The sequence below is a fragment of the Brevibacterium sp. GP-SGM9 genome, from assembly GCF_047300845.1.
Classification (GTDB): domain Bacteria; phylum Actinomycetota; class Actinomycetes; order Actinomycetales; family Brevibacteriaceae; genus Brevibacterium.
This window is the reverse complement of the sequence record NZ_CP178563.1, coordinates 1,460,292-1,484,220: the sequence shown is the minus strand read 5'-3', so window position 1 is coordinate 1,484,220 and position 23,929 is coordinate 1,460,292. Positions and strand designations below refer to the sequence as shown.

Sequence of the window (23,929 nt, the reverse complement as noted above, 5' to 3'; positions counted from 1 at the left end):
CTGTGACATGACTCTCACACAGCTGCCCATCCTCGACCTCAGCCGCGCCGAGGACCCCGCTACGGCCGAGGCATTTCGTGCCGACCTGCGCCGCATCACTCACGAGATCGGATTCTTCTACCTCGTCGGGCACGGCATCCCCGACGCCGAATTCTCCCGCATCATCGAGGTGGCCGAACGGTTCTTCGCCCTCCCGGAGGAGGAGAAGCTGGCGATCGAGAACACGAACTCGCCTCACTTCCGCGGCTACACCCGCACCGGCGGGGAACGCACCAGAGGGAAGGTCGACTGGCGCGAGCAGATCGACATCGGACCCGAACGTGACCCCGTGGCCGGACCGGTCCACGACTTCGACAACCTCACCGGCCCCAATCAGTACCCGGCCGCACTGCCCGAACTGCGGGAGGCCACGGACTCCTGGCATGCTCAGCTGACCGAGGTCGGGAATCGGCTGCTCGGCCAGTGGGCGCTCAGCCTCGGACAGAGTGTCGACCACTTCGCCTCGGCGTTCGAGACCGACCCCGAATCGTTCATCAAGATCGTCCGCTATCCGGCGACTGAGGACGATGCCGTGACACAGGGAGTCGGCGAGCACCGTGACGGCGGAACGCTCACCCTGCTCTACCCGCAGCCGGGAACCACAGGCCTGCAGGTCCAGACCGACGACGGTTGGATCGACGCCGACCCGATCGAGAACGCCTTCGTCGTCAACATCGGCAAACTCCTCGAGGTCGCCACGAACGGCTACCTCAAGGCCACGGTCCACCGGGTGCTGCCGACCCGTCCCGGCGAGGACCGGATCTCCATCCCGTTCTTCTACAACCCCGCACTGAGCTCGCAGCTGCCTCCCGTCGACCTGCCTGCGGAACTGGCCGAGAAGGCGCGCGGAGTCTCCGTGGACGAACTCGACGCGCTGCACTCGGTGTACGGGGAGAACGCGTTCCTCTCCCGCCTGCGCTCACATCCCAATGTCGCGCAGAGGCACTATCCGGAGCACGTGAGCTGAACTGAGCTGAGCTTTCAGCCTCGGCCGATCCCCGAGGCCAGGGCCGCGATGTGGTCAGGCGTGGTCCGGCAGCAGCCCCCGATGAACAGCGCTCCGGTCTCCGTCCATTCGTCGACGGGCCAGGAGCCGGCTCCCGCCCCGTTGCTGTCCTGCCAGGTCATGGCTTCGGCGTCGTAGCGCTCGCCCGAGTTCGGGTAGGCGATGAGCGGCAGATCCGTGTGTGCTCCGAGCTCGCGCAGCGCCGGGGTGACCAGGCCCGGACGGACGCAGTTGACGCCGATCGCCTCGATGCTCGCCGAGGTGGACGCCGCCTCGGCGAGATCCGCCAGGGCCGATCCGTCCGGCAGGTGGGCCCCGTCAGCGGCCAGCGTCACGCTCAGCCACGCGGGAAGTCCGTACTCGGCGGCAAGCCGGCCGAGGACCAGGATCTCGTCGATGCGCGGCTGCGTCTCGATCGCGAGCAGGTCGACTCCCGCCTCGGCGAGAGCCTCGATACGGGCACGGTGGAAGTCGGCGAACTCGGCTTCCGAGAGGCGGTAGTCGCCGGTGTATTCGGAGCCGTCGCCGATTGCGGCACCGTAGGGGCCGATAGAGCCCGCGACGAGGGCTTCGCCGCCTGCGGCGGAGCGAGCGACCTCGACGCTTCTGGTGATGAGTCCGCGGCCTGCGGCGGCGTCGATGCCGGCCCGCGTGAAGCCGAGGGGAGTGGCCTGGTAGCTCGCGGTCGTGACGATTCGGGCACCGGCGCGGATGAAGGTGGCGTGCACCTCGGCGATGGTGTCGGGGTCATCGCGGAGCAGGTCGGCCGACCACAGCTCATGGCCGAGGTCGACGCCGCGGCTCTCCAGTGCGGTGCCCAGCCCGCCGTCGATGACGATGGGCGTGCCGGTGTCGAGTGCGTGCTCGAGCGTCTCGGTGAAGGTCTCGATCATGGTCCCAGTTAAACTTGTCCGGTGAGCCCATTCGAATCCCCTGCAGCATCTGAGACAGCCCCCGACGCCGAGGTGGGGGTCAACGACCGTTCCCGATTCGGATTCGAGGTCGGCACCCGGCTCGACACCGGCGGGCGCACCGGCGTCATCCACACCCCGCACGGGGACATCCAGACCCCGGCCTTCATCCCCGTCGGCACCAAGGCCACGGTCAAGGCGGTCCGCCCCGACGAGGTCGCCGAACTCGGCGGGCAGGCGGTGCTCGCCAACGCCTACCACCTCTACCTCCAGCCCGGATCCGATCTCATCGACGAAGCCGGGGGACTGGGCAAGTTCATGAACTGGCCCGGACCGACATTCACCGATTCCGGCGGCTTCCAGGTGATGAGCCTGGGCTCGGGATTCAAGAAGGTCATCTCGATGGAGTCGACGGGGGAGCAGAACGATGAACTCGTGGCCGTGGGCAAGGAGCGGCTGTCGAACGTCGACGACGACGGGGTGACGTTCAAATCCCACCTCGACGGGTCGATGCACCGATTCACCCCGGAGATCTCGATGGGCGTCCAGCACGAACTCGGCGCCGACATCATGTTCGCCTTCGACGAGCTCACCACGCTCGTCAACACCCGCGGCTACCAGGAGGAATCGCTGGAGCGGACGCGGCTGTGGGCGATCCGCTGCATCGAGGAGCACCAGCGGCTGACCGCACAGCGCTCGCACCGTCCCTACCAGGCGCTCTTCGGAGTCCTCCAGGGTGCGCAGTACGAGGACCTGCGGCGGAAGGCCGCCCGGGACTTAGGCTCCATGGACTTCGACGGCTACGGAATCGGCGGGGCGCTGGAGAAGGAGAACCTCGGCATCATCATCCGCTGGGTGTGCGAAGAGCTGCCGGAGAACAAGCCCCGGCACCTGCTGGGGATCTCGGAACCCGATGACCTGTTCGAGGCGATCAGGACCGGTGCTGACACCTTCGACTGCGTCTCGCCCTCACGCGTGGCCCGGAACGCCGCGATCTACACCCGCGACGGCCGCTACAACCTCACCGGCGCGAAGTACCGGCGCGACTTCGGTCCCCTCGACCCGGACTGCTCGTGCTACACGTGCCAGAACTATTCGCGGGCCTATCTGCGCCACCTCTACAAGGCCAAGGAGATGCTCTTCTCCACCCTGTGCACGATCCACAACGAACACTTCGTCGTCTCCATGGTCGCCGAGATCCGGCAGGCGATGATTGACGGCCGCTTCACCGAACTCGAGACCGAGGTCCTCGGCCGCTACTACGCGAAGAAGTAGGCAGGAACGGGCAGCCGGCCCGGCGCGCCTATCGACTCGCGTCGGCGGGCAGTTCGTAGCTGGGTTCGTGCTTCTTGACGATCTTGATCACGCGGTAGGTCACCGGCATGAGGATGACTTCGACGGCGACCTTGTAGACGAAGCCGACGATGATGTAGTTGATGAAGTCGAGGCCCGGGATGACTCCGGCGAAGGCGATGATGCAGAAGAGCAGGGTGTCGACGAACTCCCCGACACCGGTCGAGGTGAGCAGGCGGACCCACAGCTTCGATTCGCCCATCCGCTTCTTCACGGCCACGAGGACCCAGGAGTTGAGCAGCTGGCCGACGAAATAGCCGACCAGGGAGGCCGCGACGATGCGCGGGTAGAAGCCGAGGACCGCGGCGAAGGCGTCCTGGTTCTCATACCCCGGCCCCGGAGGTGAGATGAGGACGAGCCAGAAGACGAAGGTCGCGAGGATCTGCAGACCGAAACCGGTGATCACGGCCTTGCGGGCGGCCTTGAAACCGTAGACCTCGCTGATCACGTCGCCGAGGATGTAGGCGATGGGGAAGAGGAACGCCCCGCCGTCGGTGACGATGGGGCCGAAGCCGATGACCTTCGTCGCGGATATGTTGGAGATGATGAGCACCGCGGCGAAGACGGCGAGGAACACCGCGTAGTAGCGGCCCCGGGAGGATGCGAAGGCCGCGAGGCGGTTGGTCGGGAGGTCATCCGCCGGGTCGTCTGCACGACCCGGCCGTCCAGACTCGGATTCAGGCGTCGTCGGCGACAACGGTGATCTCCTTCCCGTTCGTCACCGCGAGCAGCTGCGAGTACGTCAGCGGCATCATCGAATTCGGCGTCCCCGCGCCCGCCCAGAGCACGGGGTGCGCCGCCAGCGTCACGTCGACAAAGCTGCGGATCTGCTGCGGGTGACCGCAGGGGGCGACGCCGCCGATGACCTGGCCGGTGGCTGAGCGGACGAAGTCCTTGTCGGCGCGATCGAGAGAGTCCACGCCGATGAGCTTCGCGACATGGTCGGTGTCCACGCGGTGGGCTCCGGAGGCCATGATGAGGACGGGTTCGCCGTCGGCGGAGAAGATCAGGCTGTTCGCGATCGCCCCGACCTCGACTCCGAGCTCTGCCGCCGCCGAGGCTGCTGTCGGGGTGGCAACGGCGAACAGTTCGATCCGCGGTTCGATGCCCGCGGCCTCGAGTGCGGTCGCGACCTTCTCGTGGTTGGGGTGCGGGTCGGGTGCGTCAGCCGCCGAGGCGGTCGTCGGCTCGGGCTCGGATTCGACGTCGGGTTCGGGCACCGGTTCGGCCAGTCCGCGACGGCGCAGCAGGGGCGCAACATCGGGGCGGGTGCCGAAGAACTTCTCGATCGCGCTCATCGGATCCACCGAGTAGCCGGGGGCGAGGATGGCTTCGCGGAAGGCATCTCCGGCCTCCCGGTTGAGTCCGCCCTTGTTCTCGAACCATTCGCTGACCCAGGCCGCGATGACCTCGGAGTAGAGGTAGGAGTAGTAGCCGGCGGCGTACCCGGAGGCGAAGATGTGCCCGAAGTAGGGCGTGCGGTAGCGCGGCGGCACGAGCGGGGAGAACCCGGCGGCGGCGAGGACTTCGGATTCGAAGGACAGGACGTCGGTGATGTGCTCCCCGGCCTCGAGCGAATGCCAGGACAGGTCGAGCATCGCGGCGGCGAGGTATTCGATGGTGGAGAAGCCCTGCCCGAACTTCTCGGATTCGATGAGGGCGTCGACGAGAGTCGCGGGCATCGGCTCACCGGTGTCGACTTGCTTGGCGAAGTGGGGGAGCACCTGCGGGTGGAAGGCCCACATCTCGTTGAGCTGGGAGGGGAACTCGACATAGTCGCGCGGCACCGAGGTGCCGGCGGTCGAGGGGTAGGTCGAGTTCGCGAACAGGCCGTGGAGGACATGGCCGAATTCGTGGAAGAGGGTGGTCAGCTCGGTCGGGTTAAGCAGGGTGGGTCGACCCGGTCCCGGCTTCGCGAGGTTGAGTGAGAGGGTGACGACGGGCAGGTGTCCGGTCAGCCGGGAGGAGGAGACGAGCTCGTCCATCCAGGCACCGCCGCGTTTGGTGTCTCGTGAGTAGGGATCGAGGAGCACGAGCCCCAGGGGGCGTTCGTTGGCGTCGGTGACCTCGAAGGCGCGGACGTCCTCGTGCCAGCCGATGATGCCCTCGCGTGGGGCGAAGGTGATTCCGTAGAGTCCGGTGGCGGCCCGGAAGACGCCCTCGGTCAGCACGGTGTCGAATTCGAAGTACTTGGCCACCTCGTCGGGGTCGATGCCGTACTCGTCGTGCTGGAACTTCGTCAGGTAGTACTTGACGTCGGAGGCGGGGACGTCGTCGAGGCCGTAGCGCTCCTTCACCGTGGCCAGTTCCGCATCGAGCTGGGCATTGGCCGGGGCGATGAGTGAGGACACGATGTCCGCGGCGGCATCGGGGTTGCCGGCGGTCTGGTTGTCGATCGCATAGGAGGAGTAGGAGGGGTAGCCGAGCAGCATCGCCTGCAGTGCGCGCAGGGCGGTGGTGTCGGCGACCTGAGTGCGGGTGTCGCCTTCCCCGCCGCGGGATCCGCGGGCGGTGGAGTTGCTGAGCACGTGGCGACGGGTCTGCGCGACCTCGAGGGAGCCGAGGGCGAGCTGCTGGGTGAAGTTGTTCAGGGTGAGCAGGAAGCCGTCGAGTCCGCGTTCGGCTGCGCGGGCGGCTGCGGCGGCGATCTGGTCCTCGCTCAGACCCACAAGCTGTTCGGCATCGCTGAGGTGGACGGCGAGTTCCTGCGTATCCGTCTGCAGGGCCCGGGAGAAGGAGGTCGCGAGGGTGGTGAGTTCGGCGGCGATCGTCGTCATCTGCTCGCGTTCCTCCTCGCCGAGGCGGGCTCCCGCCCGGACGAAGCGGTCGACCGTGAGCTCCTGCTGTCGTTTGTCCTCGGGGTTGAGGTCGGTGACGTGGACCTGTTCGATGCGGTGGAAGAGGTCGACGTCGAGCAGAATCGCGGTCTCGGTCGCCGACAGCTGGTCCCGCGCTTCGGCGAAGGCTTCGTGGAGTTCGGGACGGAAGTGGTTCGATTCGATGGCGTTGAGCACCGAGGTGATCCGCGACATCGGCACGGAGGCGGATTCGAAGCGGACCGTGGTGGAGAAGAACGTCACCTCGGTGTCGTCGGCGATGATCGCGGCCACCTCGGCGCGGGCGTAGTCGGTGGCTGTGTGCACCGCGCTCAGCATCGATTCGGGCGTGACCTGGGAGAAATCGGGGAGCGAATAGTCGCCCTGCGGGTCGAGGAAGGCCTCCCAGACATCGATGCTGTTCGGATCGGAGCTCATTCTCGACGTACCACTTTCTTCACGTATGGGTTCTCGCCCACGATCCTAACGTGTGTCGACCTCGGCGTGCATGAACGCTGACTACACTGGAGGCCATGGGCACAGGTCAGGGGGCGTCCCTCTCACTCAACAGCGCGTTCAGGGTCGGCTTCACCGGCACCCTCGGCGTGGGACTGGCCATCGGCCTGATCATGGCCCTGCAGTCCGTGGCCACCGTCATCATCTACATCGGTCTGGCCCTCTTCCTCGCGCTCGGACTCGAACCGATCGTGCTGTGGCTGACCGAGCGCAAGCTCTCGCGGTCCCTGGCCGTCATCCTTGTCGTGTTCGCGTTCATCGCCATCGTCGCCGGGGCGGTGCTGCTCATCGCTCCGGCCGTGATCAGTCAGATCCAGCAGTTCATCGACGACCTGCCGGACATCGTCGCGGACCTCGCGACCACCGGGTGGGTGACCGATCTCGAGCAGCGGTTCACCGGTGCCGTCGACCTCGACGCGATCTTCGCGAGCATCAGCGACTGGGTCTCCGATCCGCAGAACGTCCTGTCGTTGGGCGGCGGTGTGGTGTCGATCGGGGCGGGGATCCTCAGCTTCATCACCGGTGTGATCATCGTCGTCATCCTCACCATCTACTTCGCCGTGACCATGCCGACGATCAAGGCGGCGATGTTCTCCCTGGTCGCGGCCAGCTCACGCCCGACCGTGGAATCCGTCACCGAGGAGGTCACCCGATCCATCGGACGCTACGTCCTCGGGCAGGTGTCCCTGGGCATCGTCAACGGTGTGTGTTCGGCGATCTTCCTCACCATCATCGGTGCACCCCTGCCGGCGCTGCTCGCCTTCGTCGCGTTCCTCGCCTCGCTCATCCCGCTCGTCGGTCCGATCACCGGAGCGATCATCATCACGGCATCGTGCCTGATGGTCTCGCCGGGGCTGGGCATCGCCGCGGGCATCTACTACCTCGTCTACATGCAGGTCGAGGCGTACCTGCTCAGCCCGCGCATCATGAATAAGGCCGTCGACGTGCCTGGTGCGCTGGTCATCATCGCCGCGATCGCCGGCGGCACCCTGGGCGGAGTGCTCGGCGCCGTGGTCGCCGTGCCGGTGGCCGCCTCGGGGCTGATCGTCATCCGCAAGGTCGTCGTGCCTGCGCAGGACAAGAGGTAGGGCTAGCGGTTTTCGTCGCGTCCGCGTGACTTGCGGACGATGAGTCCGATGATGAATCGGCTGAGGTAGTAGGTGCCGAAATAGCCGATGACAGCGACGACCAAGGTGACGAGCAGGTTGGACTCACCGGTGCCGATCACGGACAGCGTGGCGAAGACCGTGACGGAGATCGCCAGGAGATAGGGGATCAGCCGCAGGGTCGGGTTGTCGATGTCGCGCATGAGTTGAGGGTACCAAGACTCGTGACCGGCGCCGAGGCGGCGGTGTGCCAGGATGGGGACAGGCTTCGGAGGGAGTGGGTGTGGTTCTGCCGCCCTGGCCATCGGTCTGTCCGGTCCGCGGGGCGGTTCAGTTGCGTCCGGTCGAGGTCCGTGATGTCGCGATGGCGCAGGAACTGTCCACCGATCCCTATGTGCCGTTGACCGGTTCGCTGCCGGGAGATGCCACCGCGGAGGAGGCCCTGGCTTGGGTGCGGAGACAACAGGGCCGGCATGCAGAAGGTCGTGGCTTCTCCTTTGCGATCGCGCGCCGATCCGATGATCGGGCGATCGGACACTGCGGCCTCTGGTTGACAGAGATCGACGAGGGTAGGGCAACTGCCGGATATGCGATAGCTCCCTCCTCGCGTGGCCACGGCCACGCGGCCGATGCGCTGATCGCACTGACCGAATTCGGCTGGACCCTGCCTGGTCTGCAGCGAATCGCACTGCTCATCGAGCCCTGGAACACGGCATCGCTGAGGACCGCCGAGGCAGCTGGCTACGTGAGAGAGGGAAAACTCGCCGGGTACAAAGAGATCGGCGGTGCGCCCCGCGACATGGTCGTCTTCGCTGCGATTCGACCGACAGCAATTCAACCGACCGCGGAAAGCGACAGCGAAGATGGCGACTGACCCACTCGAACTTGCCTACCCCTTCACCGGGCGGTGGTTGGTTCAGAACAGTCCCGCGGATCATGTGCCGAGCCACGGGACGGTCCGATTCGCGAGCTCGTATGCGATCGATTTCGTGCCGGTCGATGATTCGGGACGATCGGCCGCATTCGGTCTCGAATCACTGCTTCGTCCGCAACCTCCGGAGAAGTTCGTCGGCTTCGGCCGCGCCGTTCTGGCCCCGGCAGAGGGCACTGTCGTGGCCGTCCACCACTCCGCGCCCGATCATCCCGCCCACCGTGGCCTGCCCTCGCTCGGCTACGCGCTGACCCAACGCAGACGTGTCGATGCCGGATGGCTCGCGCTCGCCGGCAATCACGTCATGATCAGGACCGCCCGCGGAATCGTCGTCCTGTGCCATCTTCAACGGGGCAGTGCTCAGGTCTCGCCAGGAGAGGATGTGCGGATCGGCGATGAGATCGGCCGGTGCGGCAACTCCGGCAACAGCACCGAACCGCATCTGCATGTCCAGGCGATCGACGCTCTCGACATCTCGCGCGCAGCTGCTGTGCCGATTCGATTCGGCGAATCACTGCCCGCCAGCGGCACCATCGTCGAAGGGTGAGCCACCCCTCCCAACTCCATCACGAAGCAGTGACAGCTATTGTCCACGCAGACTCTGCGGCTTAGGGTGAGAGAACACGGACACATCCGCTCCGCACGGTCGGCCGAGACCGGAGGCAGCACGCGAAACAGCATGTGACACGGGGTGGATGGACTCACACGAAGGAGTGTCATGGCAGTCTACTCAGCACCTGGTACCGAAGGTTCTCTCGTCACGTTCAAACCGCGTTACGAGAACTACATCGGCGGGGAGTGGGTGCCGCCGAAGAACGGCAACTACTTCGAGAACATCACCCCCGTCACCGGCCAGGCATTCACCGAGATCCCCAGCTCCACCGCCGAAGACATCGAAACCGCTCTTGACGCCGCCTGGGCCGCAGCCCCCTCCTGGGGCAAGACCTCGACGACGGAACGCGCGAACATCCTCCTCAAGATCGCCGACCGCATCGAAGAGAACCTCGAGATGCTCGCCGTCGCCGAGACCTGGGACAACGGCAAGGGAATCCGCGAACCTCTCGCCGCCGACCTGCCGCTGGCCGTCGACCACTACCGGTACTTCGCCTCGGCGATCCGGGCCCAGGAAGGCGGCATCTCGCAGATCGACGAAGACACCGTGGCCTACCACTTCCACGAACCGCTCGGCGTGGTCGGACAGATCATCCCGTGGAACTTCCCCCTGCTCATGGCGACCTGGAAACTCGCCCCAGCCCTGGCTGCCGGCAACTGCGTCGTCCTCAAACCCGCCGAGCAGACCCCGGCCTCGATCCTCGTCCTCGCCGAACTCATCGGCGATCTGCTGCCTCCCGGTGTCCTCAACATCGTCAACGGCTTCGGCGTCGAAGCCGGCAAGCCGCTGGCCTCGAACAAGCGCATCCGCAAGATCGCCTTCACCGGTGAGACCACGACCGGGCGTCTGATCATGCAGTACGCCTCGCAGAACATCATCCCGGTGACCTTGGAGCTCGGCGGCAAGTCACCGAACATCTTCTTCGATGACGTGCTCGCCGCCGACGACAGCTTCCGGGACAAGGCCCTCGAAGGCTTCGCCATGTTCGCCCTCAACCAAGGTGAGGTCTGCACCTGCCCGTCCCGGGCGCTGGTCCAGGAATCGATCTTCGACGACTTCGTCGCCGCCGGCATCGAACGCGTCCGCGCGGTCAAGCAGGGCAACCCGCTCGACACCGACACCCAGGTCGGCGCGCAGGCCTCGAACGACCAGTACGAGAAGATCATGTCCTACCTGCAGATCGGCAAGGACGAAGGTGCCGAGGTGCTCATCGGCGGAGACAAGGCCGAACTCGACGGTGACCTCGCCGGCGGCTACTACATCCAGCCGACGATCTTCAAGGGCAGCAACACCATGCGGATCTTCCAAGAGGAGATCTTCGGACCCGTCGTCGCCCTGACCTCGTTCTCCGACTACGACAATGCCATCGCCACGGCCAATGACACCCTCTACGGCCTCGGCGCCGGAGTCTGGGCACGCAACGGCAACACCGCCTACCGGGCCGGTCGCGACATCCAAGCCGGTCGCGTGTGGGTGAACAACTACCACTCCTACCCGGCACACGCCGCCTTCGGCGGATACAAATCCTCGGGCATCGGACGAGAGAACCACAAGATGATGCTCGACCACTACCAGCAGACGAAGAACCTGCTGGTCAGCTACTCCGAGAATGCACAAGGATTCTTCTGATGACCGACTCAACCGACACCGCAGCCCTCGAATCCACACCGACGATCGACGGTGAGGAGAAGTCCCGAGTGGCAATGACCCAGGCCACGGTCGACCTGCTGGCCGACCTGGTCGCCAAACACGGACAGCTGATGTTCCACCAGTCCGGGGGCTGCTGTGACGGTTCCTCACCGATGTGCTTCCCCGAAGGCGACTTCCTCACCTCCGAAGCCGACGTGCTCCTCGGACACTTCGAACTGCCCATCGACGACACCGAGAAGGCCGGACTGGACTTCTGGATGTCGACCGAACAGTTCGAGTACTGGAAGCACACGCACCTGACCATCGACGTCGTCCCGGGACGCGGCAGCGGTTTCAGCGTCGAATCACCGACGGGCAACCGCTTCATCATCCGCTCGGCCCTCATGGACGTCGCCTGAGGTCAGTCGCCTGTGGTCAGAGGGACCGCCCGGTCAGCGGGCGCCCAGCACCTCCGGCTCTCCCAGGGAGAGCATCAGCCGGTTCGCCCAGTTGAAGAACGCCGCGCAGCTGAGGGCGTCGACGATGTCCCCATCGCCGAGGCCCGCCTCCCGCAGCGTCGAGACGTGCGTGGGACCGAAGGCCTGCGGGGTCAGGGTGAGTGCGACCGACGCATCGACCACGGCATCCCAGACAGGGTCGCCGAGGTCGGAGCGCTCCGCGACCCCGGAGCCGAGCAGCTTCTGCACGAGTTCCCCGCGACCGGACTCCGCGGTCGCCCGATCGGAGTGGATCGAGGCGCAGAACAGGCACCCGTTCAGCCGTGAGGCCGCGGTCGCCGCGAGCTCCCGCTCGGCCCGACCCAGACCGTCAGTGACGTTGAAGAAGATGTCGAGGTCGGTCAGGGTCCGTGCCCGCAGCGCCGCCGGATCCCTGGCGAGGAGACGGAAGTACGGGTTCTTCGCCCGCCCGGCCTCGATGAGGGCCTCGCGCTGGACCTCGGTGAGGTCCGCCTCGGCGACGGGGGCGATCCACGGCACCCAGCCGAGACCCGCCTGCCGGAACAGCTCCGGTCGATTGAGCCCGGGGTAGGTGTTCACACGGTCACCGACCGTGGTCAGGGCTTCGGTCGCCCGCGCCGAGGTGGTCCCACCCTGGCCGTCGACCGTGCCGGTTCCGCTCTCGGCCTGCCCTGCCTGCGGCGGTGCGTCCGTGGCCGGGGCATCGGTGGCGGCCGGAGCGTGGGAGAGTGCGGCCAGTCCGGTGCTGATGCGGATCTGGAAGTTCAGGAACGACACGAGCTGGGCGAGTGTGACGATCGCATCCTCGTCCCAGCCCGCAGCGAGGAGCAGCGCCAGATGCTCCGGCCGCGAATCCCGTGGGTGGAGGACGAGCAGATGTGCGAACTCGAGGCCTGCGACCAGTCGGTCGCTCAGGGTCTCCGTCGATTTCGGGTCGGCTGCGAACCAGGGCCCGGGGACGTTCTCCGCTGCCAGTGCGGCAGACTCGAAGACACCGTAGGGTCCACGCACAGCGGCGCGGGAATCAAGGGTGAGCACGGCCTCGTCGAGCAGCTCCGCGACCGCCCACGAGGCGGCTTCGTCCTCATCGCGGAGCAGGTCGCGGTAGAACTCCTCGGCCGCCGGTGCACCCAGCAGGCCCGCAGTGAATGCGGCCACGGCGTAGCGATCCCGGTGGGGGAAGGAACCGACGTCCTCGGGTTCGAGCAGCGCCTCGAAGCTCAGCTGAGCATTCTCCTTGGCCTGCGGCCGGTGGTCGCGGAGGGTATCGAGGCGATCACCGGCGGAGATTCCGGCCAGGGCGTTGATGATGTCCGTCATCTCAGGCCCCCTGCCCTTCGGCCAGGCTCAGACCGAGTGCCGGGGCCACCTCGGTGGCGAGCAGCTCGATCGAGCGCAGGGCGACCTCGTTCGTCGCCGGCACCGAATGGACCTGGAAGCTGACATCGGTGACCCGACCCAGCACACGGTCGGCCGAGAGTCGTTCGACCACCTCATCCGGGGTGCCCAGATACGTGTCGGTGGCGACGAGGAGCTCATCGAGGCTGAGGTTCGAGGTGTCATAGCCGACGAGCCGATTCGCCTCGGCCCGCAGCGCCGGTTCGGTCAGTGCCCGCAGTTCGGTGAGGTTCTCCGCATCGGCGACCACGGCCGTGCGGGAGGCGAGGATCCGCGGTGCCACACCCTCGGGCAGCTGCGAGAGGTAGGCGTCGATGACCGGCAGCTGCACCTCATCCAAGGACGCGCCCGTGTCATCTTGGTCCCGCGGCTGCGTCCGGGAGAGCATGAGTCCGTCCCCGGCAGCACCGGCGGCCGCAGACCCGCGGGAGGAGAAGGTCGCCTGCCACAGACGCTCGGCAAGACCCGGTCGAGTGGCCGAAGAATCGGCATCGGGGCCCGGGTAGAGCAGATGCTCGGTCGGCAGAGACCGGCCGGCCAGCAGGGTGCGCAGGGTGGAGAGATTGTCCGCGAAGACCTCCCGACGGTCCTCGAAGCTCGTGCCGAAGGCCGGGAACGACTTCGGGTTCCCACCCGATCCGAGGCCGATCTCGAGACGACCGGCGGAGAGGAGATCGGTGACGGCGGCATCCTCGGCCACCCGCACCGCGTTCTCCATCGGCAGGGTGATGATCGCCGTGCCGAGCCGAATCCGCGACGTGCGCGCAGCGGCATGGGAGAGGAAGACCAGCGGCGAGGGCAGCCCGCCCTCGGCGGCCGAGAAGTGGTGTTGGGCGATCCAGGCGGAGTCGAAGCCGAAGCGTTCGGCCCGCTCGATCTGCTCGAGGGCGAAGCGGTAGCGCTGCGCGGCGGGGGCGTCTTCGAGCAGGCGGGTGAAGAACCCGAGCCGCGGCCCGGCGGACCCGGCGGAGGACGTGGAAGGACTCGTCATATCAACTCAGCTTTCTGCGGTGGCCAAGGCGGTCGGAGCCGAAGGCTTCGGCTCCTCGTCGCCGGCCGCAACGGGTCGGGGGATCGCCTCGAGGAGAGTGCGGGTGTAGGTGGTGCGCGGGTGGGCGAAGAGATCCTCGGTGGGACCGTTCTCGATCAGGCGACCGCCGGACATCACCGACACCGTATCAGCGATCTGACGGACCACCGCGAGGTCGTGGGAGATGAAGACATAGGTCAGCCCCAATTCGGTCTGCAGCTGATCGAGGAGGTCGAGGATCTGCGCCTGCACGGTGACATCGAGAGCCGAGACCGCTTCGTCGAAGACGACGAGTTCGGGACCGGCGATGAGCGCCCGGGCGATCGCCACGCGCTGCAGCTGTCCGCCGGAGAGTTCGGCCGGCCGCCGGTCGAGGAACTCACTGGGCAGCGCCACCCGCTCGAGGGTCTCGGCCACGATGCCCGGCCGAGACGCCCGATCCCCGATGCGGAAGTTGCGCAGCGGTTCGGTCAGCGTCGCCCGGATCGAATGCTTCGGATCGAGCGCGGAATAGGGGTTCTGGTGGACGAGCTGGACTGTGCGCCGGAACTCCCGGAGTCGAGAGCGGCCGCTGAGTTCGGCCGCATCGAAGTCGCCGACGCGCAGACTCCCGGACTGCGGGGTGAGGAACCCGGCCAGAGCCTTGCCCGTCGTCGTCTTCCCCGAACCGGATTCGCCGACGATGCCGTGAGTGGTGCCGCGGGCGACGGTGAAGGACACGTCCTCGACGCCGATGACCTGATCGCCTGTGCGGTCGTAGATCTGGGTGAGCGAATCGACCGAGACGAACGGGCGTGCGGAGGGATCGACCGCCTCGGCGCCGGTGGGGGACCGTCGGGCCTGCGTCTGCAGGGCCGGGGCATCGGCGAGCAGCCGCGAGGTGTAGTCAGTGGCCGGGCGGGAGAAGATCTGCCGGGCGGGCCCGGATTCGACGAGGCGACCGGACTGCATGACGAGGACTTCGTCGGCACGCTCCCCGGCCACCGCGAGATCGTGGGTGATGAAGAGGACGCCCATCCCGGTCTCGGCCCGCAGCTCGTCGAGGAGGTCGAGGACCTGCTTCTGCACGGTTACGTCGAGCGCCGAGGTCGGCTCGTCGGCGATGAGCAGACGCGGACGCAGGGCGATGGCGGAGGCGATGAGCACGCGTTGACGCATCCCGCCGGAGAGTTCGTGCGGGAACTGGTCGACGCGCTTCTCGGGCCGGTCGATGCCCACCTGGCCGAGCAGCTCGATGACCTGGGCACGGGCTTCGTGCCGGTTCGCACGGCGGTGGATCCGCAGCGCCTCGGCGACGGACTTCCCGACGGTCTGCAGGGGGTTGAGCGAGGTGCCCGGATCCTGCGGGACGTACCCGATCTGGGTGCCGCGCACACCCCTCCAACCGGACGCCCCCAGCGAGAGCAGATCGACCTCGCCGAGGTGGATCTGCCCGGCCGTGACAGCCGCGGAGGAGGGGAGGAGTCCGATGGCGGCATTGGCCGTCGTCGACTTCCCCGATCCGGATTCGCCGACCACGGCGGTCATCGAGGAGGGCCGGACCTCGAGGTCGAGATCCGCGACGGCGGGGGAGGAGGTGCCGCCTCGGCGGGCGTAGTCGACGGTGAGTGCGGAGACGCGCAGCAGCGGTGTCACATCGCTCATGATGTCGCCTTTCGCAGGGTGTTGCCGATCTGGTGGGTGGCCAGGACGATGGCCATGACCACGAGGCCGGGCAGCACGGTCAGCCACCAGGCGGTGGCCACGAAATTGCGGCCTTCGGCGATGATGAGGCCCCATTCTGGGGTCGGCGGCGGGGTGCCGTAGCCGAGGAACCCGAGCGTGGAGATCTGCAGGATCGCCGAACCGATCTGCAGCACCGCCAGGGACAGCACGGGAGAGATCGAGTTCGGGAGGATGTGGCGGATCAGCACGGAGCCGAAAGTCCCGCCCGAACCGTAGGCGGCGGCCACGAAGTCGCTGGTGTTGATGCTCACCGCCTGCGATCTCGAGAGGCGGGCGAACTGGGCGATGGCGGTGACGCCGACCGCGATGGCCGCATTGATGGTGCCGAAGCCGAGGACGACGACGATCGAGAGGCTGAGCAGGATCGCGGGGATCGAGAGGAGGACGTCGATGAGCCGCATGAGCACATCGTCGACGAGTCCGCGGCGGGTGCCGGCGATGAGTCCGATCGCGGTGCCGACGATGAGGCCGACGCCGACGGCGACGAGGGCCGCGAGCAGCGACTGCGAGGCTCCGTAGACGACGCGGGAGAAGGCATCGCGACCGGTCTGGTCGGTGCCGAACCAGTGCTCGAGGCTCGGGGCGAGGAGTGCCGCGGTGTCCCCGCCGTCGTTGGGATCGTGGTGGGTGAACAGACCCGGGAACAGGGCCCAGGCGACCGCGATGAGCAGGACCAGCGCCGAGATGACGGTGGCCGGTCCGATCACGGTGCCGCCGCCTCGGCGCGGGCCGGCTCCGAGTCGGCGGGCACCCGGGGTGCGGGTGAAGACATCGGTGAGGCTCATGACTCGGACTCCTTGTCCTCGGCCCAGCCGAGGTCGACGCCGACGCTGCCGGCGGTCGTGCTCAGGGCCCGGCGGGTGCTCGCGTCGTGGCTCTTCCTGCCCGCCGAGGCGGCGCTCGGCTGCCGGCGCAGACGAACGTCGATGACGGGGTAGAGGAGGTCGACGATGAGGTTGATGATGACGTAGGCGAAGGTGGCGATGACGACTACAGCGAGCAGGATCGGGTTGTCGCGGTGGGTCACGGCCTGGGCGGTGATCTGGCCGATGCCGTTGCGGCCGAACACGGTCTCGGTGACCACGGCCCCGGCGACGAGTTCGCCGAAGACGAGCCCGATGATCGTCAGACCCGGCAGGATCGCATTGCGGGCGACCGCGTGGATGAGGATCCACAGTTCGGAGGCCCCCTTGGCGGCGGTGACCTTGACGAAGCCGGAGGCCTTGACCTCGGTGATCGAACGGATGAGGACCTGCGCGATCGGGGCCGAGAGCGGCACCGCCACGGTCAGCGTCGGCAGCACGAGCGCCTCGGTGGGGCCGGGGGCGACGGCGGAGACGAGGCCGAGCTGGAAGGAGAAGACCTGGATGAGCAGGATGCCCAACCAGAACACGGGGATCGAGATGAACAGGCTGGGCACCGAGTCGAGGACGCGGCGGATCCACGCGAAGGGACCGGTCGCAGGCCCGAAGGTGGCGAGCACCGCGATGATCACGGCGAGCACCAGGGCGGTGAGGAACCCGGAGAGTGCGAGCACCGCCGTCGAGGGCAGGGCCGCGGAGACGATCGTCGACACGGCCGCCCCGGTCTGCACGGAGAAGCCGAAGTTCCCGGTGAAGAAGCCCGCCAGGCTGAGGAAGTAGCGGCTGATCCACGATTCGTCGGCACCGGTGGATTCGCGGATCTCGGCGATCTGATCGGGGGACAGCCCCAGTGCCGGGTCGGCGAAGCGGGCGGTGACGCCGTCGCCGGGGATGAGGCTGAGCAGGATGAAGGCCGCGGTGAAGGCGAGGAGCAGCACGAGAACCGCCTGGCCGAGGCGGAGGGCGAGATAGCGGATGTCGAGGATCATTGCTCTCCTGCCAGCCAGGTGCTGTAGAAATCGGGACGGCCGACCGGTTCGGTGGCGAAGCCGTGGACGCGGCGCCGGAAAGCAAAGACCTGGGGCTCTTCGAAGAACGGCAGCACATAGGCGTTCTCGACGAGGTAGTCCTGGACCTTCTCCGCGGCGATCTGACGCTTCTCGGTCACGGGTTCGGCGGCGAGGGCGTCGAGGAGTTCGTCGACCTTCGGGTCGATGGAGTCATTGGCTGCGTCCTCACGGTTGGCGCCGTTGAGGAACACGTCGCGGTTGACCGAGGAGTAGTTCGATCGCAGATTGTCGTAGTCGGCGCGGGCGACCATCGAGTGATAGATCTGCACGGTGTCGAGGTCGAGGGCGTCGAGGGTCTGCTTCGACTGGTCGCCGGGGTTGATCGACAGGCGCACCCCGACCCGGCGCAGCTGCTGTTGGATGAGGGTCTGGACCTCGTTCGAACGCGGCTGTGGCAGGGCGATGTTCACGGTCAGCGCCAGCACCTGCCCGTCCCGGACCCGGTATCCCTGTCCGTTGCGCTCGCCCCAACCGGCCTCGTCGAGGAGGCGGTCGGCCGTCGTCGGATCGTAGGTCCACGATCCCGACTGGTCCTTGTACCCCATGGCGCCCTTGGCCAGCAGTCCCGTTGCCAGGGGGTAGTTGGGGGTGAAGAGCTTGTCGACGATCTCCTGCCGGTCGATCGCGGCGATGAGTGCCTGTCTGACGGCGATGTCGTCGAGGAGTGCGTGACGGAACCGGAAGTTGATGCTGTTGTTAATGCCGTTGGTGGCCTTCGCGTAGAGGCGCAGACCCTGTTCGGTCACCCGTGGTTCGTCCGGGGCCTGGACGTCGCGGACACCATCGGCCTGGCCGGAGAGCACCGCACCGATGCGCACCGAGTATTCGTTGTTGACGAGGTAGTCGATGCCGTCGAGGTGGGCCCGTCCCTGATGGTCGAGGTGGGGCGGTGCCCAGTCGTAGTCCTCGCGGGCCCGGACGGAGAGCTTCGTGCCGATGGTCTCTTCGGTGATGTGGAAGGGCCCGCAGGTGTGGATCTGCGTGGCACCTCCGGGGCCGAAGCCCTCGGCATCGAGGTCGAGGGAGGAATCGGCGAGCAGGCCCGCGTTCATCGTCGACGTGGCCTGCGCGAATCCGGGGGAGGGGGCGCTGAAGTGGAAGCGCACCCGGTGCTCGTCGAGGACTTCGGCTCGATCGTAGTTCGAGATCTGCTCGGACACCGGCAGGGTGCGGGCCTCGTCGCCCTTGCCGAACAGGTCGAAGTTCTTCGCCACGTTCTCCGGGGTCAGCGGCGAACCGTCCGAGTAGGTGACACCCTGCCGCAGGGTGAAGGTGAATGCGGTGGCCTCGGCGTTGATCTCGGGCAGATTCGTGGCCAGCCAGGGGTGGAGTTCGAGGGTCTCCGGGTCCTGCCACAGCAGGCGGGCGGAGATGTTGTTCATGATGCCGCCGTTGGGATAGAAACCGACCGAGGGCGGATAGAGCAGGGTCCAGGTCTGCGGCTCGAAGTACGTGAGCACCCCGCCCTTGACGGGCTGTCCGTCGGCCAGGGGTGCGGTGTCCGTGGGCGTGCAGGCGCTCAGGGTGATGAGGGTGCCCAATCCAAGTCCGAGGCTGAGGAAATTGCGGCGGTCCAACGGGGTGCGGATGGCGCGCGCCGAGGTGGAGGGACGGAGATCCGTCATGGCAGGTGGTCCTTCGGGCCGGTGGGATCAGAGACAGAACGAACGAGACGATAGCTCAACAATTGGAGCCGGTCGGGCTATTCCCGCTGCGACGCACAATGCGTCGACATGGTCGGGGCGCGGTCGTGTTCTGCATGGCTATGAGTTAAGCGCATCGGCGTATCGGCGGTCAATTCGCTCGGGTTAATATTGCACTATGTTGCGCGCCTCCGACTTCGACCATCTCGTCATCGCCGTGCCCAATCTCGTCGAGGGTGTTGAGCAATTCGAATCTCGTTTGGGTGTCCGGGCCGTTCCCGGGGGATCACACCCGGGCCTGGGCACGGCGAACGCTCTGCTCGGGATCGACGGGCACAGCTATCTGGAGATCCTCGGCCCGGACCCGGACCAGGATCCCGCGCTCGCCGCCGGGCGTCTGGCCGGCATCGTCGAACCCACGGTGCAGCGCTGGGCGGTCCGGCCTGAGGACTTCGACGGACTCGTCGCCGCAGCGGCGACGACAACGGACGTCGACCTCGGCGAGGTCCATGACATGGCCCGGAGGACACCGGACGGGAACGTGCTCGAATGGCGGCTGACCCGGCGGACCCCGCTGGCGCTTGGCGGGATTCAGCCCTTCCTCATCGATTGGCTCGATTCCCCGCATCCCGCGAGCCGGGAGATGCAGCGCATCGGCCTCGAGCGACTGTGGGCGAGCAGTCCGGACGTTGACGGGACTCGCAGTGTTCTGCGATTCTTGGGCGCTAACCTCGAGGTTGAGGCAGGCGAGACCGACCGTCTGCACACCACTCTGAAAGGTCCAGGTGGATCATGGACGCTCTGAAACCGATTCCCGCCGAACTCGACCATCTCATCGTCACGGTGCCCGAACTCGACGCCGGCGTCGCCGAGATCGAAGCCGCCACCGGAGTGCGCGCAGTTCCCGGCGGTCGGCATCCCGGCCGGGGGACCGCGAACTTCCTGCTCGGTCTCACCCCGAGGGGGTGGCCGGCCGGGGCGCACACGTACCTCGAGATCCTCGGCCCCGACCCTGAGCAGGCAGCACCCGCCGACGGCACCTTGCCGCTCGACGCCCACCTGTCCGAGGGGCTGACCCTGCAGACCTGGGCGATCCATCCGCCGGCGTTCCTCGCGAAGATCGCGGCCGCGAACACCGCGGGCATCGATTTCGGCGAGGTGCGGGACATGTCCCGGGAGACCGCCGAGGGGGAGCTGCTCGAGTGGCGGCTGACGTCGAAATCGCCGCTGCCGTTGTCCGGCGTGCAGCCGTTCCTCATCGACTGGGGAGAGTCCACCCACCCCGCCGAGGCGGCCCTGCCCGCCCTCGAGCTGCTCGAGTTCAGCATCGAGACCGCGAACCCCGAGGCGCTGCGCGGTGTGCTCGGGGAGCTCGGGGCCGGGGACGCGGACGTGGTGACCGGGCCGGAGAACCGACTGCACGCACGACTGCGCGGACCCGGCGGCACAGTGGAGTTCTGAGACTACACTTGCGAGTGTGCCGACTCATCCCCAGCCCCGCGCCCGCCTGCTCACCACGCTCACCGCAGTCTCCCTGCTCATCGGCCTGAGCGCCTGCGCGCCCGAGTCCGAGCAGGAGACCCGTCCGACCCCGCATGCCGCCGAGACCGTCGGTGCTCCGAGCACCGGATCCGCGGCGCCGAGTGAGTCCGGACAGACCAGCCGGTCGCCCGAACCGAGTGACGATGCCGACTCCGAGGGAGTCGAAGCCGCCGGAGCCGCTGAGGTGAGCGAGGGTGACATCGACATGCACGGCAGCGGGAAATGGGACCGTCCGGCCGAAGAGACCGGCCCGAACCGGGACGAGGGCAGGACCTTCAGGGTCGCACTGCGCGTCGAGGACAACCTGCCCATCGACGTCGACGAGGCGGCGGCGTTCATCATCGGCACCCTCCAGGACGAACGCGGCTGGCAGGACATGGACGACGTCGCGATCGAGATGGTCGACGACGGTCAGGACGCGATGATCTCCATCGCCAGCCCCGACACCGTCGACGAGATGTGCCTGCCGCTGCGCACCCTGGGCAAGCTCTCCTGCCGAAACGGCAACAACGTCATCCTCAACGCCAAACGCTGGGTCTCGGCGACCGAGGAATTCGATGACATCACCCAGTACCGCCACTACCTCATCAACCACGAGGTCGGCCATGCGCTCGGCCACGGGCACGAATCGTGCCCCGGCCGAGGCAAGACCGCCCCGCTCATGCAGCAGCAGACGAAGGGCCTGCAGGGCTGCACACCCAACGGCTGGCCCTCGAAGGGCTGAGGCCTCAGTGCTTGGGTGAGTGCGCGCGCTCGCGCGAGTTCCCTCCGGCCGCCGCTCGCGTCGCGGTCTCGAACTCGATCTCATCATTGACCGATGACGAGCCGGCCGGTGTCAGCGAGCCTGGCTGCTCGACGACGGCGATGCTGTCGGTCGCAACGACCTCACGCGGAGGTTGGGCCTCCGGGCCGTCGACCTTGGTGGCGAGTGCCTTCTCCCGAACGAACAGGAGGATAAGGGCGGCGATGATCCCCAGAGGGCTGACCCAGAGGAAGATCGGGACGAGGGCATCGCTGTAGGCGTTGATGATGATCGAGTGGATCGGATCCGGCAGCGAGGTGACCACCTCAGGGGTGAGCGAATTCGATCCGGCGCCCTTGAGCGCGGCGCCACCCTGCGGACCCAGCGACTTGATCCCGTCCTCGAGGTTGGCCGAGAGCCGCGAGGTGAAGAGCGCGCCGATGAGCGACATGCCGAGCGTGCCGCCGATCTGACGGAAGAAGTTGTTCGATGCCGTGGCCGTGCCGACCATCGCCACCGGGAACGAGTTCTGCACGATAAGAACGAGCATCTGCATCGACAGTCCCAGGCCGAGGCCCAGCACGCACAGGCAGCCGATCACGACGAGCACGTTCTGGTCGGCCGAGACGAATGTTCCCATCAGGAAGAGGGCGACGCCGACGATCGCGCTGCCGATGACGGGGTAGTACTTGTAGCGACCCGTCTTCGAGACGATGAAGCCGACGGCAATCGAGGTCGGCAGCATGACTGCCATCATGGGCACCATGAGCAGCCCGGCCTTCGTCGCCTCGATGCCGTGTGCCATCTGGAGGAACGTGGGCATGTAGGAGAGCACCCCGAACATGCCGACCGCGATGCACATGCCCGCGATCGTGCACATGATGAAGTTCCTGTCGGTGAACACGAACATCGGAATGATCGGCTCGGGAACTGCCCGCTCGACGAAGACGAACACGACGGCGCTGAGCACGGCGATGCCGATGAGTCCGATGATGATGGGATCGTTCCAGTCGTACTGGTGTCCGCCCCATGAAGTGGTGAGGATGAGGGCGGTGGTGAACTCCGCGATGAGGATCATGCCGGCGTAGTCGACGTGCCGCTTGACCGAGCGGTCGGACTTGGGGACCTTGAGGAAGAGCAGAGCGGCGATCAGCGCCAGCACTCCGAAGGGCCAGTTGAGCGCAAAGGTCCAGCGCCAGCCGGGTCCCTCCGTGATCCAGCCGCCGATCAGCGGTCCGGCCACCGAGGTGACGGCGAAGTTGGCGCCCATGATTCCCATGTACTTGCCGCGCTGGCGGGCGGGTACGACGGCGGCGATGAGGGACTGGGCGAGGATGATGAGGCCGCCGCCGCCGAGTCCCTGGATGACGCGGGCCGTGATGAGGACAGCCATGCTGTGCGCGGCGAATCCGACCACGGAGCCCAGGATGAACATGCAGATCGCGAAGATGAAGATCTTCTTGCGATTGAACGAATCGCCCAGCTTGCCGTAGATCGGCATCATGATGGTCGATGCCAGCATGAATGCCGTCGAGACCCACAGCATCTGATCGACGCCGTTGAGGTCGCCGACGATGGTCGGCAGTGCCGTTGCCAGCATGGTCTGGTTGAGCGAGAACATGAACATCGCCAGCATCAGGCCGATGAACAGCAGGATCACGGACGAGGTCTTGACCTCGGCCTCCTGTGTGGCGCCCTGCTCCGAAGGAGCGGTGGGCTCAGTCGCGGTGTGACTCATTTCAACCTTTCTATGACGGTCAGGAAAAGCTCTGTCGAGGAGGTGAACGCCTCGTCCACCTGGTCCTCGGCCAAGTTCTGTGCGGGATCGGACTTCGCCGATCTCAGGGTGTGCTCGATCGGAATGGAGCACAGCTGAGCCAGCATGCGCGTGGCGCTGGCTGCGGACTCCTCGTCCGCGAAGTCGACGCCGTGACGCTCGATGCGCCGGCGCACCCCGGCCAGGATCTGGTCGGAGTAGGACCGCCTCGTCTCCAGACTCAGCATGCTCAGATGCGGATACCGGGACAGGATCGTGCGCACCTTCCGCCTGTTCGTCGAGCGCGGCACGAGGAACTCGAAGGTGGCGCGGATCGTGTAGGCGAGGTCTTCGGCGAGACGCTCACGAACGGGTTCGAAGTCCTCGACGAACTGCTGCACCTCGGTGGCGAGGTCCGCGGACTCCGTGAAGCCGAGAATGGCCATTTCCTTGGTCGGGAAATAGTTGAAGAACGTGCGCGTCGAGACCTCCGCAGCCTCCGCGATGTGCGCGACGGTCACATTGTCGAGACCGTGATCGACGACCAGATCGACGGCAGCGGTGTGAATGGCCGCACGACGCTCTCGGGTCTTGCGCTCGCGCAGCGACACTTCTGGTTCGGAACTCACCAGAAAATTATGCATCTATTGCAATTTTGCATCAAGTGCAGAAGTGCACTTCATGCAAATATGGCCCGTGATCTTGATTACACGGCTTGACCGGCGCGGGAATAAGACCACCACCGCGGTCGTTGATTGAGT

General features: G+C 66.7%; 22 protein-coding genes. 10 read left to right on the top strand and 12 right to left on the bottom strand.

Annotated elements, in window-relative coordinates; all coding sequences use genetic code 11:
* Positions 1–7 precede the first annotated feature (7 nt).
* Entirely contained in the window at positions 8–1,006 is a 999-nt protein-coding gene (locus ACH82I_RS06850; RefSeq protein ID WP_413336412.1) for an isopenicillin N synthase family dioxygenase, read from the top strand.
* Positions 1,007–1,020: 14 nt separating this feature from the next.
* Here ACH82I_RS06850 and mmuM read toward each other — a convergent pair whose 3' ends face one another.
* Entirely contained in the window at positions 1,021–1,938 is a 918-nt protein-coding gene (gene mmuM / locus ACH82I_RS06845; RefSeq protein ID WP_413336410.1) for a homocysteine S-methyltransferase, read from the bottom strand.
* Between the two features lie 21 nt (positions 1,939–1,959).
* On the opposite strand from mmuM, the gene tgt reads away from it, so the two are divergent.
* Complete coding sequence (gene tgt, locus ACH82I_RS06840) at positions 1,960–3,231, top strand: tRNA guanosine(34) transglycosylase Tgt (protein ID WP_413336408.1); 1,272 nt, start codon at positions 1,960–1,962, stop codon at positions 3,229–3,231.
* Between the two features lie 28 nt (positions 3,232–3,259).
* Here tgt and ACH82I_RS06835 read toward each other — a convergent pair whose 3' ends face one another.
* Both ACH82I_RS06835 and ACH82I_RS06830 read right to left on the bottom strand, forming a co-directional pair.
* Positions 3,260–4,006 (bottom strand): queuosine precursor transporter, encoded by a 747-nt coding sequence (locus ACH82I_RS06835; RefSeq protein ID WP_413336406.1) that lies wholly within the window; start codon positions 4,004–4,006, stop codon positions 3,260–3,262.
* Complete coding sequence (locus tag ACH82I_RS06830; protein ID WP_413336404.1) at positions 3,987–6,563, bottom strand: M3 family metallopeptidase; 2,577 nt, start codon at positions 6,561–6,563, stop codon at positions 3,987–3,989. Before ACH82I_RS06830 ends, ACH82I_RS06835 begins: the two co-directional genes overlap by 20 nt.
* Before the next feature lie 95 nt (positions 6,564–6,658).
* Between ACH82I_RS06830 and ACH82I_RS06825 the strand changes: the two genes are divergently transcribed.
* On the top strand, positions 6,659–7,729 hold the full coding sequence (locus ACH82I_RS06825) for an AI-2E family transporter (RefSeq protein ID WP_413336402.1): 1,071 nt from the start codon (positions 6,659–6,661) through the stop codon (positions 7,727–7,729).
* A 2-nt stretch (positions 7,730–7,731) separates the two neighbouring features.
* On the opposite strand, the gene ACH82I_RS06820 is transcribed toward ACH82I_RS06825, so the two are convergent.
* A complete protein-coding gene (locus tag ACH82I_RS06820) occupies positions 7,732–7,950 on the bottom strand; it encodes a hypothetical protein (RefSeq protein ID WP_413336400.1) in 219 nt (72 codons plus the stop codon).
* A 44-nt stretch (positions 7,951–7,994) separates the two neighbouring features.
* Here ACH82I_RS06820 and ACH82I_RS06815 point away from each other — a divergent pair, with 44 nt between their 5' ends.
* The 4 genes from ACH82I_RS06815 to ACH82I_RS06800 all read left to right on the top strand — a co-directional run bounded on the left by ACH82I_RS06815 (position 7,995) and on the right by ACH82I_RS06800 (position 11,339).
* Positions 7,995–8,621 carry a GNAT family N-acetyltransferase gene (locus ACH82I_RS06815; protein ID WP_413336398.1) on the top strand — a complete coding sequence of 209 codons (627 nt, stop codon included), beginning with the start codon at positions 7,995–7,997 and terminating at the stop codon, positions 8,619–8,621.
* Positions 8,611–9,225, top strand: coding sequence for a M23 family metallopeptidase (locus ACH82I_RS06810; RefSeq protein WP_413336396.1), 615 nt, complete (start codon positions 8,611–8,613; stop codon positions 9,223–9,225). The genes ACH82I_RS06815 and ACH82I_RS06810 overlap by 11 nt, the downstream gene beginning before the upstream one ends.
* 171 nt (positions 9,226–9,396) lie before the next feature.
* The gene (locus ACH82I_RS06805; RefSeq protein ID WP_413336394.1) at positions 9,397–10,920 is read left to right on the top strand and encodes an aldehyde dehydrogenase family protein; all 1,524 of its coding nucleotides are present in this window, start codon (positions 9,397–9,399) and stop codon (positions 10,918–10,920) included.
* A complete protein-coding gene (locus tag ACH82I_RS06800) occupies positions 10,920–11,339 on the top strand; it encodes a DUF779 domain-containing protein (RefSeq protein ID WP_413336392.1) in 420 nt (139 codons plus the stop codon). The genes ACH82I_RS06805 and ACH82I_RS06800 overlap by 1 nt, the downstream gene beginning before the upstream one ends.
* Before the next feature lie 33 nt (positions 11,340–11,372).
* Here the strand turns inward: ACH82I_RS06800 and ACH82I_RS06795 are convergent, their stop codons facing one another.
* Genes ACH82I_RS06795 through ACH82I_RS06770 form a run of 6 tightly spaced genes read right to left on the bottom strand, consistent with a single transcriptional unit; the run spans position 11,373 to position 19,110 of the window.
* Positions 11,373–12,719 carry an alkylhydroperoxidase domain protein gene (locus ACH82I_RS06795; protein WP_413336390.1) on the bottom strand — a complete coding sequence of 449 codons (1,347 nt, stop codon included), beginning with the start codon at positions 12,717–12,719 and terminating at the stop codon, positions 11,373–11,375.
* Position 12,720: 1 nt separating this feature from the next.
* Positions 12,721–13,788, bottom strand: a complete 1,068-nt coding sequence (locus tag ACH82I_RS06790) for a putative FMN-dependent luciferase-like monooxygenase (RefSeq protein WP_413336388.1) — start codon at positions 13,786–13,788, stop codon at positions 12,721–12,723.
* Positions 13,789–13,794: 6 nt separating this feature from the next.
* The gene (locus ACH82I_RS06785) at positions 13,795–15,471 is read right to left on the bottom strand and encodes a dipeptide ABC transporter ATP-binding protein (RefSeq protein WP_413336386.1); all 1,677 of its coding nucleotides are present in this window, start codon (positions 15,469–15,471) and stop codon (positions 13,795–13,797) included.
* Entirely contained in the window at positions 15,468–16,337 is an 870-nt protein-coding gene (locus ACH82I_RS06780; RefSeq protein WP_230747347.1) for an ABC transporter permease, read from the bottom strand. Before ACH82I_RS06780 ends, ACH82I_RS06785 begins: the two co-directional genes overlap by 4 nt.
* A complete protein-coding gene (locus ACH82I_RS06775; protein ID WP_413336384.1) occupies positions 16,334–17,404 on the bottom strand; it encodes an ABC transporter permease in 1,071 nt (356 codons plus the stop codon). The genes ACH82I_RS06780 and ACH82I_RS06775 overlap by 4 nt, the downstream gene beginning before the upstream one ends.
* Entirely contained in the window at positions 17,401–19,110 is a 1,710-nt protein-coding gene (locus ACH82I_RS06770; protein WP_413336382.1) for a TIGR04028 family ABC transporter substrate-binding protein, read from the bottom strand. The genes ACH82I_RS06775 and ACH82I_RS06770 overlap by 4 nt, the downstream gene beginning before the upstream one ends.
* Before the next feature lie 196 nt (positions 19,111–19,306).
* Between ACH82I_RS06770 and ACH82I_RS06765 the strand changes: the two genes are divergently transcribed.
* The 3 genes from ACH82I_RS06765 to ACH82I_RS06755 are packed head-to-tail and all read left to right on the top strand — an operon-like array spanning position 19,307 to position 21,394.
* On the top strand, positions 19,307–19,933 hold the full coding sequence (locus ACH82I_RS06765) for a VOC family protein (protein ID WP_413336380.1): 627 nt from the start codon (positions 19,307–19,309) through the stop codon (positions 19,931–19,933).
* Positions 19,921–20,589 carry a VOC family protein gene (locus ACH82I_RS06760; RefSeq protein ID WP_413336378.1) on the top strand — a complete coding sequence of 223 codons (669 nt, stop codon included), beginning with the start codon at positions 19,921–19,923 and terminating at the stop codon, positions 20,587–20,589. Before ACH82I_RS06765 ends, ACH82I_RS06760 begins: the two co-directional genes overlap by 13 nt.
* A 16-nt stretch (positions 20,590–20,605) precedes the next feature.
* A complete protein-coding gene (locus ACH82I_RS06755; protein ID WP_413336376.1) occupies positions 20,606–21,394 on the top strand; it encodes a DUF3152 domain-containing protein in 789 nt (262 codons plus the stop codon).
* 4 nt (positions 21,395–21,398) lie between these two features.
* Here ACH82I_RS06755 and ACH82I_RS06750 read toward each other — a convergent pair whose 3' ends face one another.
* Together ACH82I_RS06750 and ACH82I_RS06745 are read right to left on the bottom strand one after the other, a co-directional pair.
* A complete protein-coding gene (locus tag ACH82I_RS06750; protein WP_413336374.1) occupies positions 21,399–23,150 on the bottom strand; it encodes a DHA2 family efflux MFS transporter permease subunit in 1,752 nt (583 codons plus the stop codon).
* Positions 23,147–23,797, bottom strand: coding sequence for a TetR/AcrR family transcriptional regulator (locus ACH82I_RS06745; protein WP_230747363.1), 651 nt, complete (start codon positions 23,795–23,797; stop codon positions 23,147–23,149). The genes ACH82I_RS06750 and ACH82I_RS06745 overlap by 4 nt, the downstream gene beginning before the upstream one ends.
* Between the last annotated feature and the right edge of the window lie 132 nt (positions 23,798–23,929).